The sequence below is a fragment of the Dyella flava genome (assembly GCF_016904955.1).
GTDB classification, from domain to species: domain Bacteria; phylum Pseudomonadota; class Gammaproteobacteria; order Xanthomonadales; family Rhodanobacteraceae; genus Dyella_B; species Dyella_B flava.
Genome location: NZ_JADIKE010000015.1, coordinates 1 through 12,017, shown reverse-complemented (window position 1 = coordinate 12,017; position 12,017 = coordinate 1). Strand labels below are relative to the sequence as shown.

General features: G+C 56.9%; 15 protein-coding genes. 9 read left to right on the top strand and 6 right to left on the bottom strand.

Translation table 11 applies throughout. The annotated features are described in order from the left end of the window. Positions 1 to 205 precede the first annotated feature (205 nt). From ISP19_RS00150 to ISP19_RS00140, 3 genes are read left to right on the top strand one after another with little or no spacing between them, the layout of a single operon-like run. Positions 206 to 808 carry a DUF1326 domain-containing protein gene (locus ISP19_RS00150; RefSeq protein ID WP_204678223.1) on the top strand — a complete coding sequence of 201 codons (603 nt, stop codon included), beginning with the start codon at positions 206 to 208 and terminating at the stop codon, positions 806 to 808. Between the two features lie 47 nt (positions 809 to 855). Further along, positions 856 to 1,620 (top strand): DUF2182 domain-containing protein, encoded by a 765-nt coding sequence (locus ISP19_RS00145; RefSeq protein WP_204678221.1) that lies wholly within the window; start codon positions 856 to 858, stop codon positions 1,618 to 1,620. Next, positions 1,613 to 2,488: a DMT family transporter gene (locus ISP19_RS00140; RefSeq protein ID WP_204678219.1), complete on the top strand. Its 876-nt coding sequence runs from the start codon at positions 1,613 to 1,615 to the stop codon at positions 2,486 to 2,488. Before ISP19_RS00145 ends, ISP19_RS00140 begins: the two co-directional genes overlap by 8 nt. A 90-nt stretch (positions 2,489 to 2,578) precedes the next feature. Here ISP19_RS00140 and ISP19_RS00135 read toward each other — a convergent pair whose 3' ends face one another. From ISP19_RS00135 to ISP19_RS00120, 4 genes are all read right to left on the bottom strand, one after another. Continuing rightward, on the bottom strand, positions 2,579 to 3,034 hold the full coding sequence (locus ISP19_RS00135) for a VIT1/CCC1 transporter family protein (protein ID WP_204678217.1): 456 nt from the start codon (positions 3,032 to 3,034) through the stop codon (positions 2,579 to 2,581). 212 nt (positions 3,035 to 3,246) lie between these two features. Next, positions 3,247 to 4,740: a hypothetical protein gene (locus ISP19_RS00130; RefSeq protein WP_204678215.1), complete on the bottom strand. Its 1,494-nt coding sequence runs from the start codon at positions 4,738 to 4,740 to the stop codon at positions 3,247 to 3,249. A gap of 685 nt (positions 4,741 to 5,425) precedes the next feature. Beyond that, the gene (locus ISP19_RS00125; protein WP_204678213.1) at positions 5,426 to 5,803 is read right to left on the bottom strand and encodes a hypothetical protein; all 378 of its coding nucleotides are present in this window, start codon (positions 5,801 to 5,803) and stop codon (positions 5,426 to 5,428) included. A gap of 469 nt (positions 5,804 to 6,272) precedes the next feature. After that, the gene (locus tag ISP19_RS00120) at positions 6,273 to 6,485 is read right to left on the bottom strand and encodes a cold-shock protein (RefSeq protein ID WP_204678206.1); all 213 of its coding nucleotides are present in this window, start codon (positions 6,483 to 6,485) and stop codon (positions 6,273 to 6,275) included. A 428-nt stretch (positions 6,486 to 6,913) separates the two neighbouring features. Here ISP19_RS00120 and ISP19_RS00115 point away from each other — a divergent pair, with 428 nt between their 5' ends. From ISP19_RS00115 to ISP19_RS00105, 3 genes are all read left to right on the top strand, one after another. Beyond that, a complete protein-coding gene (locus ISP19_RS00115; protein WP_204678204.1) occupies positions 6,914 to 7,216 on the top strand; it encodes a YkgJ family cysteine cluster protein in 303 nt (100 codons plus the stop codon). Between the two features lie 12 nt (positions 7,217 to 7,228). Beyond that, positions 7,229 to 7,462, top strand: coding sequence for a hypothetical protein (locus ISP19_RS00110; protein WP_204678274.1), 234 nt, complete (start codon positions 7,229 to 7,231; stop codon positions 7,460 to 7,462). A 72-nt stretch (positions 7,463 to 7,534) separates the two neighbouring features. Then, positions 7,535 to 7,678 carry a hypothetical protein gene (locus ISP19_RS00105; protein WP_204678202.1) on the top strand — a complete coding sequence of 48 codons (144 nt, stop codon included), beginning with the start codon at positions 7,535 to 7,537 and terminating at the stop codon, positions 7,676 to 7,678. Here the strand turns inward: ISP19_RS00105 and ISP19_RS00100 are convergent. Together ISP19_RS00100 and ISP19_RS00095 are read right to left on the bottom strand one after the other, a co-directional pair. Beyond that, complete coding sequence (locus ISP19_RS00100; RefSeq protein ID WP_204678200.1) at positions 7,675 to 8,241, bottom strand: hypothetical protein; 567 nt, start codon at positions 8,239 to 8,241, stop codon at positions 7,675 to 7,677. The two genes, ISP19_RS00105 and ISP19_RS00100, sit on opposite strands and share 4 nt — an antisense overlap. A gap of 1,134 nt (positions 8,242 to 9,375) precedes the next feature. After that, complete coding sequence (locus tag ISP19_RS00095) at positions 9,376 to 9,534, bottom strand: hypothetical protein (protein ID WP_204678198.1); 159 nt, start codon at positions 9,532 to 9,534, stop codon at positions 9,376 to 9,378. Positions 9,535 to 9,709: 175 nt separating this feature from the next. Between ISP19_RS00095 and ISP19_RS00090 the strand changes: the two genes are divergently transcribed. The 3 genes from ISP19_RS00090 (at position 9,710) to ISP19_RS00080 (ending at position 11,737) form a co-directional block, all read left to right on the top strand. Next, positions 9,710 to 10,156: an Ohr family peroxiredoxin gene (locus ISP19_RS00090; RefSeq protein WP_204678196.1), complete on the top strand. Its 447-nt coding sequence runs from the start codon at positions 9,710 to 9,712 to the stop codon at positions 10,154 to 10,156. A 166-nt stretch (positions 10,157 to 10,322) separates the two neighbouring features. Then, a complete protein-coding gene (locus tag ISP19_RS00085; protein WP_204678194.1) occupies positions 10,323 to 10,955 on the top strand; it encodes a VOC family protein in 633 nt (210 codons plus the stop codon). 80 nt (positions 10,956 to 11,035) lie between these two features. After that, positions 11,036 to 11,737, top strand: a complete 702-nt coding sequence (locus tag ISP19_RS00080; protein ID WP_204678192.1) for an SDR family oxidoreductase — start codon at positions 11,036 to 11,038, stop codon at positions 11,735 to 11,737. The last annotated feature ends 280 nt before the right edge of the window (positions 11,738 to 12,017 follow it).

Genomic DNA, 12,017 nt, shown 5'->3' with positions numbered 1-12,017 from the left:
CCTTACGATCTGACATCTCAGGCAAGACTCGAACTCATGCCCCGATTAACAGTCGCCGGTTTTCTCGTGTTTTTCCCCTTCAATCCGCCGCTGCTCGCAATCGAACTTGACTTGGCCAAACCCGCGGCGGGAAAATCGTTGCCCCCTTTTCAGCGTCGTCCCGCGGCGGCGTGTTGATGTTCGCGTACCTTCAATGGAGGTTCGTATGAGCTATCACCTGGAAGGTCGTCTGCTCGAAGTTTGTAACTGCAAGGTCCTATGCCCCTGCTGGATCGGCGAGGATCCTGACAACGGTACGTGCGACACCATTGTCGCGTGGCATATAGACAAGGGAACGGTCGACGGCGTTGATGTTGCCGGTAATACCATCGCGGCCGTGGCCCATGTGCCCGGTAATATCCTGCAAGGCAACTGGACTGCCGCAATCTACATCGGCGACCAGGCTTCAAAAGCGCAGGAAGAGGCACTGCTAAAGGTCTACACCGGCCAGGCCGGTGGACCGGTCGCCGATCTCGCCAAGCTCATCGGCCAGGTCGTATCGGTGGAGCGAGCACCCATCCGGTTCACCGTGGTTGCGGGTAAGGGCGAACTCGAGATCGGCATGAACTACTACGCCGAACTTGAGCCCTATCTCGGCGCGACCGGCGGCCAGACCACCCTCTCCGATACCGTGTTCTCAACCGTGCCTGGGGCGCCGGTGTTTGTCGGCAAGGCCCCGACCTATCGATCCAGAAACGCAGCCCTCGGCATCAATCTCGACATCAAGAACCACAACGCCCTACAGAGCACGTTCGTCTTCGATGCATGAACTCAACGGCAGGCCCTTCGCCGCCCAGCGCCTCGCGCCATGTTCGCGTGTTCGTGCCGATCCTTGCCGCGCTGATTGCTTTCGCATGGGTTGCGTTGTGGGCGTGGACGCGCAGTCCTTATGGACGCTATGTCGAACAAGGTAACTGGATAGCCTCAGGATCGATTGCGTTTCTGTGCCGTGTCGTTCCGGGCGGCAACGTAATCGTGCCCGTGGTCTTCGAGGCCATCGCGTGGATCCTCATGACAACGGCCATGATGTTGCCCACCATCTTGCCGCTGTTCAATGTCTTCGACCGGTTGACGGGCGAGCGACCGGACCACGGGCGTCTCCTTATGCTGCTCGGCCTGGGCTATATGACGGTCTGGGGAGCCTTCGGAGTCCTGGCGCACGCACTTCACACTGCACTGCTGTCCGGGCTCGCCAGCGTACCCACGCTGGCGTGGAATGGCTGGCTGATCGGTGTCGCCATCATCGCGTTGGCCGGCGCATTTCAGTTCAGCAAGCTCAAGTACCAGTGTCTGGAAAAGTGCCGCACGCCGTTGAGCTTCGTCATTGAGCGCTGGCGAGGGCAAGCGCGCGCGCGGCAAGCATTCGCGCTTGGCGCACAGCACGGTTTATTCTGCGTCGGGTGCTGCTGGGCGCTGATGCTATTGATGTTCGCTCTCGGTACCGGCAGCCTCGGGTGGATGCTCTTGCTTGCAACCGTGATGGCGATCGAAAAGAACGTGCGCTGGGGCAAGCGTCTCAGCGCGCCCCTCGGCGTGGCGTTGCTGTCGTGGGCAGTCGTTCTGGTGGCGACCCATGCATGAAACGCGCGGTGGACTGCTCATCGTGCAGACGACCGTCTTCACTACGGTGGCGATGCTCGCCTTCGCGGCCAATTCGCTGTTGTGCCGGTTTGCCTTGCAGCGACGGGAAATCGATCCAATCAGCTTCGCCGCCATCAGGCTCGTTTCCGGAGCGATCATGCTCGCCGTCATCGTTCGGCTCCGGCCGAAGCGGTCCTCGCCCAGCCATGCCGACTGGCTCGCTGCGACCATGCTGTTTGCCTATGTCGCCTTCTTCTCCTTCGCGTATCTCACCTTGCCCGCAAGCACGGGGGCATTGATTCTGTTCGGTACGGTTCAATTGACCATGCTCAGCGTCGGCTTGCGCTCCGGCGAAAAATTCGGGTACGTAGCATGGCTCGGTCTCGCATTGGCCGTCGCTGGGCTTTTCTACCTGGTGTCTCCGGGTATCGCAGCGCCGCCGCTCCTCGGCGCTGCGTTGATGGCGATCGCTGGCGCGGCGTGGGGCGTGTACTCGTTGCGCGGCCGCGGCCTGACCGACCCGCTTGCTGCAACAGCGGGAAACTTCGCGAGGGCAGCGCTGCTTGCCCCCTTGCTGAGCTTGCTTTTCATCGTCAACGCCCGCGCTTACACGAACGCAGCCGGGGTCGCCCTGGGCATTGCCTCCGGCGCACTCACGTCGGGCATCGGGTATGTCATCTGGTATACCGCGTTGAGGAGGCTTTCCGCCATGCGCGCCGCCACCGTACAGTTGTCGGTACCGCTGATCGCGGCATTTGGCGGAGTGGTGTTCCTATCGGAAGCGATCACTCCGCGCCTGACTGCCGCTACTACTGCGATTCTTGGGGGCATCGCGATGGTGATGACCAACAGGTCGCGGAACCATTGAAGGCGGACATTAAAAGGGTGCTCGCGGTAAACGGGATGGAGTGATTAAAAAATTAACCTCCATCCCCTTTGATGGTTCATGTCGATTTTGTCATGTATCCGATGGTGGCGCCGACATTGCTGCGAGCTCCTTCCAGGTCTTACCAAGATAATAGAATGCAACCAGCGCGAATGCGCTGGGTATGCATAACATCAAGCTTAGGTTGGGTAAGCCCAATAAAAAGATCAGCAAACCAGGAATCGCCATCACTGCAGCAGACGGCGGCGGATTTCGCCATACCCGATAAATTATGTAGCCAAAAATCAGGACAACAAAGGCACTCCCACCGGCCATTGCGGTAATCGCGAAGTGCGCAGATGTGCGGTCAAGGAATGGCGCAAGCGCGCCCCATGCAAACAGAAAGAGATAAAAACCATAGACGGATGACACCGTGCCTAGCAAACGCCTCTCTTTCGACTCCAGGCCGCGCTTTCGTATACGGAATCTAATATCCTGATTCTCCGTCTTGTAGGTGCTCATGAAGTTATTCATCTCTTCGAAATCCATCCCCCCTCCTTTTGGCCTGCGTTGCGCCGTGTTGTTTCTAGAAAAAGACCGACATGATGCGGATGTACTTCCTGTGCACTCGTCAACCCATGCAGGCCTCTAGCCGCATAGGTAAGCCGCCAGAACAAAGAGGAGGGATGCAGCTGATTTCATTTGACCGCCTCCGCCCCGCTTTCCGATTCGAATTTACTTTTTACCCGCGAACGACAGCATCAATTTGAAGAAGAAAGTCCATCCACGCCAATCGAAAAGTGTTGTGTAGCCAGAACCGCTCCATTCACTTTGACATCTACGTGGTACGCACCCAGGGGCCAATCGTTGGGGTTTTTCAGATTGAATACGGACCAAGTGGGACCGTGCGACACGATTTTCAGATCAGTAACGTTGACCAAACGCGATGGCCCGTATTTCCATTCGACGGACAGCGTAGATGGTCCGCAGCCATCGGTGACAACTGAGAGATAGATAGTATGCAAAGGATCGTTTGCGTAATCCCCTCTCATCTTGGTGCCCACGATGTTTACCTCGGGATTCGGATCCGCAGCAGACGGCACCAATGGCTCGCATGGCTGTGTCGAAGCGCTGAGCATCCCGGACTGACGATTGACAGTTTCGTGCCCAATGGCGCGCACAGGCACGGCATCGAAGGAGCGCGGTGCAGCCGGCTTAGTCACATTGCGGCTTACGGCACTATCAACCAGTGGTTCATTTACGGCAATCGCGGCGTGGGGAACAGCAATATCCTTGGGACATTGCCAATAGCGCGGCGGACTGCCGGGAGCCGGCGTCACCAACGTATTCAACTGGTGATCCGCATAAGAGATGGCGTAAGACGTGCGATCATACAATTGCTTAATCGCTTCGTCTTGCACACGCACATCTGCCAAAAGCGAATTCAGGCGCGCCACCTCAGCCGGCGTGTATGTCGGCGCTCGCGACTTATCGGGCGAATGCGAATACGCACGCAGAGAAATATCCAACATCTTATCCACCGATTGAAGCTCCCTCTCTCTGGCATCCAGTTCCACGCTTTGACTATCGATGACCATGTTTTCGGCTGATGAAAATTGCTGCTCCGCCTTATCTCTTTCGGCGGCGTTTATCCCAAAAATCAGCGCCTTGCCGCTTGCATCGAATTTCCTTATGACGTCGATGCGACTTTGCATGAGTTCACGATATTCGACCAACGCAAGCTTGTCGTCCCTGATCTTTTGCATGGCATCGGTGCTTGATGGAGCGAGCACGAATGACCACCCGGTTTCGTTCGCTGCCGTTTCATACGCGCGCGTGGTACAGCGTTGTCGCATGATGAGATCGGCCAGCTGGTCGAAAATTTTCCTATCGTCTACGGTTGCCGTGGCTTGAGCACCCGAAACGGGTCTAACGGCGGATTCAGGGGCCGAGGGTCGCTTCCACTGCTGGATCGTCTGCACGACCCATGGCAGCACACCTTTGATCGTCGAATCCGACGATCGAACCCAGGCCTCTCCCCCAGCCAGCACAACGAGCAGAACCGCCCCGACCACCGAAACGGCACGCAGGGATAGCCGCCGGGAAAATAGCCTTGCCATAAGCCCCACGTACAACGCCAATAACGGCACCAACGCGGTAAAGGCGCAGACGTAAAGCGGCTGACTCGCATAAAAGAATGCGCCAGCCACAAATGAAGCCCATACAAGAATCGCGAACCAGATCCATCTACGCATACGACCCATCCCCTGTCGTCAAATCGAAGCAGACCAAGCCAGTTATCTAGGTATTTAGAAATCTTACGCACACAACAAAGCAGCAAAGGCGACGGGGTGAGTGGGCCCCGATGCAACTGTGGTGCGCGTAGCTCCAAATGTCACCGTCATTTTGACCCCTCGGCCAACCATCAGAAGCCACACCCGAAAGCAGCACACCGAAATGTATGCGTCTTCTCGCGAAAGCATTGGACTACCAAGAAGCAAAGAACAGATGCCTGTATCGCGGACAGGAGCTGTAGCCATAAGCGACACCTGTCAACGCGAAGAGACCCATGTAAGTCAGCGAGACATATTTCAATATTTGCTCAGATCGGTGCGGGAATGACGCGATTGCCATGAACGGCAACCGCCTCGCAAGCATCCCGGACGTAATTCGGCGTTGTAACTGATTGCGCCGGAGCCCTCCCTCGACAGCGGGCGAAATTGCGTCGCCATTTATGTATTTTCCGTTCACGCGCACTACCCCACCTCATGTGCTGATCAATGTTCATTGAGCCTTCAACCGCTCAATGAAGTATTCACGGCCCGAGAGATTGGGATAAATGACAAGTTTGCGCCCGGGATCGAAGTGAAGAATCACCTGCCGACCTTTCGCCTCCATCGACTGGAGCCGGTCAAGGCCATACTCCACAGTGCTCAGTGGTCATCGCCTTATTTCAATAGTTCGCGCTCTCAGTATCACTCGATAGCCAGTGAAGTAGATCGACATGACGAAGCAGAGGATCGCGACCACGACGGGCGTGTAAGACAGTATTTCCAGGTTTCCGGCGTAGTGGTGGTTACGCGGATCAAGCCACTCGTAAACGCCAATGCCCAGAAAAAATAGTCCCATGATCGGCATGAGGAACTTTGCTGCTACATAGCGGAGAGTGGGATTGCCATCTGCGTCCTCCTCTCTTCCTCGGCCCCAGACAGCCAGCCACATGAGGAAAGAGAACAGAGCCGATCCGATGGCACTTAATAGAATTGTTCGCAGCACAGATCCCCCCGTCCCTAAATTGGATCCAAAATCGGCACGCATGGCGCATAACCTGCTGCCAGCCGATATCGACCCCTCCGGCTCGAAAGCGGACAGCATGAGATTGCCGTTTGACCGCCTTGGACGCAATGGTCACCGGATGCTCAAAGCAAATATTCCCGTATTCTCGGCAACTTAACAGAGGTGGGGCTATCCAACGACGGTCCGGGAAATTGTCGCGGTTGGGCCGCGGCTTTTTGCGCTCTGGCTGCTACTTGCTGCATTCCTTACATTTGAAATGCTGATGCCCGTGCAAAGAACACGATAACGCGCACCGGAGTATGAACAACACGGTCGTGAACTCAGTAATTACGGAAGCTCTCTCGCCATGCCCCAGTCATTTGCGGCATCAAGAGGATCGCGGCGTCCTGGGGATATCGACGCAGCGCCTGCATACATAGCCGATAGAGCGTTCAAGACCAAACAAAAAGGCCCGGCTTATAGCCGGGCCTTTTTTGAGTCTGCAGATGGCTTAGGCCAATTGAACCTGTTCAGCCTGCAAGCCTTTCTGGCCTTGGGTCACGGTGAAGGACACCTTTTGACCTTCCTGCAGGCTCTTGAAGCCTGTGGACTGAATCGAGCGGAAGTGAACGAATACATCGTCACCGCCCTTATCGCGACTGATGAAGCCAAAACCTTTGGCATCGTTGAACCACTTTACAGTACCGGTTTCTACCTGGGACATAGTCATTTCCTTGGAGCAAGTGAAGCCGCTTGGCGGCAAAAAAGCTGGTCGCAAGGAGAAGCGGGTACAACGGTGTAGTGGAACTGCTATCTACAGCATCGGGCCACAATTCAGGGTGACCCTTGAAACTCAGCCGAATGAGGGTAGAGGTTATCGCTCCAAAAAGCAAACGAAAAATGGCCTCTCGTTCAGTTTGATGGGCTGATACACATCATCCTTACACCATCTCAACGAGCAGCATGGTGTACTGTAGGCGGGTAAGTGAGTTACCTGCCTTGTTCTGGCGCCCCGTGCGACTGCTCCATGGTTGCCCGTTTCGCTCCCTCCTTTCACGCGTGAACCGCCTTATTAGAAGGTGGCGCCCTTCGGGAGCAGATATGCCATGCCATTCCATTCACCGCGCAGACCCGGCCAGGTCCAGTAAGCACATGAAAGGCCCGGCCCATTGCGCGACCTGCGACGCGGTGTGCTGTCGGCTGGTGGTCATTCTGGAATCCGAGGACAAGATTCCCGTTCACCTCACCACCCAGCTTGCGCAAGGACCTCATGCGATGGCTCACGGTGAAGACGGATGGTGCGTCGCGCTGGATCGCACTCACATGAATTGCAGCATTTATGAAAATCGTCCCGCCGTCTGTCGACGATTTGCCATGGGTGGCCCGTATTGCAAAGCCATTCGCGCCGATTACGAAGAACAATGTGCTCGCGGCACGGAAATCATCTCTAAATAACAGGACTCCATCATGCCTAACTATCGCCAATCCGGCACCAGCAATCCTTACTCCGGTTCCGCCTCGACCAGGGCGGCGCTCACCAGCGAGCGCATTGCCGCGGACATCGCCGCATTCAACAAGGCGGGCGGGCGCATTGAAGTATTGGGAAACACACCATTCCATCATCGGCCCAAAGAAGCCGACGCTTCCGCCCATGCGAACGGCGCATCAATGGCCCCCAAGCAATCTTCGGACAAGAAGTAAGCACCGCCAGGCAGTGGCAAATACTGCATTGAGCGCCATTCATAACTACCTTGACTAAGCGAGACAACGCACTTGGCAAAGACAAACTATTCATTTGAAAAGCGTCAGCGCGAACTGGCAAAGAAAAAGCAACAGGACGCGAAGCAGGCGAAGAAGAAGGCAGCGCGCGACGACGTAAAGCCAAGCGATACAAAAGCGATTCCATCCGGAAGTTAGAGGGCATTGTCGCCCCGACTTCGAGCGCGAAGCGATGTTTCGCCTAATGCAAATTTTTCAGCAGTCATCCACTGACCCTCGTCAACCGTCATGAGTGACAACTCACTGCACACGGTCATCAACACGCCACGTTGCTTGATCCGATTCTCCAAAGCCATGCCCAGCATGACGGTTTGACGCGGTGACAATCCTCCTGCTATCGGCACTCGCGGCATGACTTGACGCGTTACTGACTGAACGGCTGAGAATAGCTGCGATATTCGCGATTCCAGGCGAACGATTGGTTCCGTAGGTTCCAGCGCCAAATAAACAGCGCCGAGGGAATAACCTACGCGCGCCAGCGCAATTTCAAACGGCGAAGAGAACGCGCACACAGCAGCGAGCAACCCAAGGTTTTCTTTAGTCCATTCGCCAGACGAAGGGTGGCCAGGACGAATGGCTATATGGCATCCAAACGATCGCGCCGGAGATACATCGTAGCGATTACGCAAGTCGCCAAATAATAGATCCACTTCCGGCAAACGAAGTGCAAGCAATGTATTGGCGACGGATAAGTTGGACATGGATGTTTCTGGCAACACCAAGGGTGAATACTCTGTCCATTCTCGCAACCTCAATAAGCCGCGCGTTTATGGATGTGATTTACAGCGAACACGCCACTTGGCAGGCACCCGATCCGTAACTTGACCATGATTCGCCAGTTGATGGCTGGATCATGGACGGCGGCGACTTCGTACACCGACATTGCGTGCGCAATACGGCTGTTTGCCCGCCACCGCAACGAAAATGACCTTGCCCGAGCTCACCAAGGCATCCTTGCCCTCAGCGGAGCGTCCTTCCCAGTGAGGGCGTCCTGCCGAACCGAGACACATCAGGCACAGGGGACGAAAGTTCCATTGAACAATCCGCCATCAATACCTTTTTTTCTTGATCGACAAATCAGGGCGTAGCGACGGACGTCCTGAATGCGTCGGTTCGCGTATATAGGCAGAAGTCCTCGAATATCGAACGCCTTCTGCATCAGTCGCCCTATTCTTGGGCGTCCCCCCGGATGCGTAGACACTATGAATCTGCACCGCTGAGAGCGGCTCATTATTGCGGGGCATGATCGGCCTACCTGAAAAAGACAGTCGCGAAAGTGCGCGACAGCACTGGAGAGGATCCCTGCACAACAAGAAGCAGGGTAAGACTCAATGGCGATTGCTTGCGATCGCAGCTGAGATGCTGGACTCGATAGGCCCCCAACATTGATTCATCATGCGCCCCTCCAGCTTAAATAGCAATTTTCGGAATTCGCCACAGATTCAATAACCTCCCGGCATTTGCTGACCGGCGCAGGTTCATCGTGGCCCTATGGATTACGGGCTCGCAGGTACTCATACGACAAGGTCGAATGTCCAGGGAGGTTCTTGTGGGAAATCCAATCCCGCTGGAGCTTCATCGAAGGGCAACGGAAAGAAGATGTCATTCAAAAAGTGATAGATACACTTTGGCAGCCGGGTTCTTCATGAGCCGGTAGAGCTACGTCCAACCTTGCCGATCAGCCTGCCAGGACGACATTGATCGTGTCCGGTCACCTGCGGTGCGCGGATGATCAACTTGCCCTGCAGCGCCCGGCATTCATCGGCTTCCGTGCGCTCAACTTCCTCGATGTCTTCCATGATCTGCCGGATGAGGCGATTTAATCGCGCCGTGCATCAGTCATGACCGTTTTCGTCCACGTCGCAATGCCAGGTGAGCATCAAGGCGCGCTTCCCACTGCGATGCCCTTCGACTGAGGTTGCCAGAGGAATACGCAACTGCTGACCGGTGGCGGAAAGGCTGCCCGTGTCTACCGCCCTTAGCAGAATGCTCATGACCTCTCACCAGTGAAAGGGTGCCTCTCGAATCTGCCGTCTACTGCCTTGGTTTGGAAGGTTCTAGCCTTTCCTTCCATCCGGTCACCCCATGCAAGAGCGACGACGCCCCTCCGTTGCAACCGGCCCAACCGATTCAAGAAATCCCCCCAAGATCCCCTGTGAGGAACAAGTCATGATCAAGATCGAAAAAGTCCGCTACTCCGGCCTGACCCACACCAAGGTCAACCGTGACCCCGCCCTTCAGCGTGGCGAGCACGGCGTCGTCGACCTCAAGCTGTCGGCCGAAGGTGCAAAAAGCTATGAGTTCATCGCCGCCGAACTGCATCCCACTGCCGAGCAGTTGTTCGCAGGCGCGTGGTCGGCCTGCTGGATCACTGTTCTGGGCCACGCGGCTTCGATGAAGAAGGTCGTTCTGCCGGAAGATACGACGGTGGATCTCCAGGTCAACATTGGCGAGACCGGCCCCGCCTGGTTCCTTGGTGCCAAGTTCACCCTGCGCCTTCCGGGCGTGGACCAGAAAGTTGCCGAGGCGCTTGCTCATGCGGCGCACCAGATGTGCCCTTACTCCCAGGCAACGAAGGGCAATATCGAAGTTGTCACGGAAGTGATCACGGCGTAACGCATGGCCTAGCCGGTTCGTCGTGCCATCAGCGACGAACCGGCTCACGTCTGGCTTCAAGGCGACACATCTTCCATCTCGAAGGCCGCGTTGCGGTCCAAGCAATCCATCAGAGGTTTATATGAGCAGCACTGCAGTCGGGACCCCGCATGCACGGGGCGTGGACATGAAACTCGAAGTCGTCGTCATCCCTGTTTCGGACGTCGAACGCGCCAAGCGCTTTTACAGCGGATTGGGGTGGAGACTGGACGCTGATTACGCCTCGGATGATGGCTACTTCAACGTAATCCAGTTCACGCCGCCCGGTTCCGGATGCTCAGTCATCTTCGGCAAGAACGTCACCGCGGCCAATCCCGGTTCCGCCCAGGGCCTGTACCTGATCGTCTCCGACATCCAGGCAATCCGCAAAGAACTGGTCGATCGCGGTGTGGCGATCAGCGAAGTGTTCCATGACGCCGCTGGCGTTTACGCAGGCAAGGACGACCCCTACCTGTTCGGACGGGTTCGGGTTAGCGGTCCGGATCCCAAGCGCAGCAGCTATCGCTCGTTCGCCTCGTTCAGCGATCCGGACGGCAATGGCTGGTTGCTCCAAGAGCTCACCCATCGAGCGCCTGGGCGCGTGGACAGCGACGCCGTGACATTCACCTCATCGGAGGATCTCGCAGCTGCGCTGCGGCGGGCAGAAGCCGCACACGGCGAGCATGAGAAGCGGAACGGCGGCCAACGCGATGAAAATTGGCCGGACTGGTACGCCGAGTACCTCATGCGCGAGCAGACAGGTAAGGAGCTGCCCTTGTGAGGATCGTGGTGGATGCCCACATCGATAAGCCACGGACCCCATGACGATGAACCTATTCCTCCCCACCCCCGGAGTTTCTTATGAAAATTGAGAACGCTACCGTTCTTGTCACCGGAGCCAACCGTGGACTCGGTCTGGCATTCACCCACGCATTGCTCGCCCGCGGCGCCCGCAAGGTCTACGCCGGCGCGCGCGATCCTGCCACCATCACCCAGTCCGGTGTTCAGCCGCTGCGACTCGACGTCACTAACCCAGATGACGTAGCGGCCGCCGTAAAACTTGCGTCAGACGTGACGCTGGTAATCAACAACGCCGGCATCGCTCAGGCCGGGGGCTTTCTTGCACCGGACAGCGAAGACGTCGCGCGACGCATCTTCGAAACCAACTTTTTCGGCATGTTGCGCATGAGCAAGGAATTTGCGCCGATTCTCAAGGCCAACGGCGGCGGCGCGTTGCTCAATGTGTTGTCGGTCGTCTCGTGGGTGAGCGGCGCGATGGCCGCCTATTCGGCGAGCAAGTCCGCCGCGTGGTCGCTCACCAATGCCCTGCGCCTCGAACTTGCGGCGCAGAAGACGCAGGTGCTGGCACTGCACATGGGCTTTGTCGATACCGACCTCGCGCGGGGGTTCGATGCCCCGAAGTCCAGTGCCGAGGAGATCGTCAAGCGTGCGCTCGACGGGCTCGAATCGGGCCTGGATGAGGTGCTGGCCGATGAGCGTACCCTGCAAGTGAAGCGAGGGCTTACGGCGGATAGGCCCAGCTATCTGCCGCAGACGTCGTGAAGCGTGCACGTCCCTGAATCGACGCTCATGGACTTGTGCAGGCGCATCAGGGTTGCTTTAGGAGCCAGTGCATGTTGCGTGATTCGATGTTGATTCGCTGGGTTACGCTGCGCTAACCCAGCCTACGCATTGCATGCGGAGCGGTTGTCATTACCAAAAAAGCGGCACGTTGTTGTCACGCAACGTGCCGAAAACGGCGCACTGTTCTGACGCAGCGGGCCAACATGGCCGCCCTCATACGTACCTGCGTTAATCCACCTTACGCTGGGGAGGGCGTGTC

Coding starts and splice junctions, on each gene's coding strand:
- ISP19_RS00150 (WP_204678223.1), top strand. CDS start 206: ATGAGCTATCACCTGGAAGGTCGTCTGCTCGAAGTTTGTAACTGCAAG.
- ISP19_RS00140 (WP_204678219.1), top strand. CDS start 1,613: ATGCATGAAACGCGCGGTGGACTGCTCATCGTGCAGACGACCGTCTTC.
- ISP19_RS00135 (WP_204678217.1), bottom strand. CDS start 3,034: ATGGATTTCGAAGAGATGAATAACTTCATGAGCACCTACAAGACGGAG.
- ISP19_RS00130 (WP_204678215.1), bottom strand. CDS start 4,740: ATGCGTAGATGGATCTGGTTCGCGATTCTTGTATGGGCTTCATTTGTG.
- ISP19_RS00125 (WP_204678213.1), bottom strand. CDS start 5,803: ATGCGTGCCGATTTTGGATCCAATTTAGGGACGGGGGGATCTGTGCTG.
- ISP19_RS00120 (WP_204678206.1), bottom strand. CDS start 6,485: ATGTCCCAGGTAGAAACCGGTACTGTAAAGTGGTTCAACGATGCCAAA.
- ISP19_RS00115 (WP_204678204.1), top strand. CDS start 6,914: ATGAAAGGCCCGGCCCATTGCGCGACCTGCGACGCGGTGTGCTGTCGG.
- ISP19_RS00110 (WP_204678274.1), top strand. CDS start 7,229: ATGCCTAACTATCGCCAATCCGGCACCAGCAATCCTTACTCCGGTTCC.
- ISP19_RS00100 (WP_204678200.1), bottom strand. CDS start 8,241: ATGTCCAACTTATCCGTCGCCAATACATTGCTTGCACTTCGTTTGCCG.
- ISP19_RS00095 (WP_204678198.1), bottom strand. CDS start 9,534: ATGAGCATTCTGCTAAGGGCGGTAGACACGGGCAGCCTTTCCGCCACC.
- ISP19_RS00090 (WP_204678196.1), top strand. CDS start 9,710: ATGATCAAGATCGAAAAAGTCCGCTACTCCGGCCTGACCCACACCAAG.
- ISP19_RS00085 (WP_204678194.1), top strand. CDS start 10,323: ATGAAACTCGAAGTCGTCGTCATCCCTGTTTCGGACGTCGAACGCGCC.
- ISP19_RS00080 (WP_204678192.1), top strand. CDS start 11,036: ATGAAAATTGAGAACGCTACCGTTCTTGTCACCGGAGCCAACCGTGGA.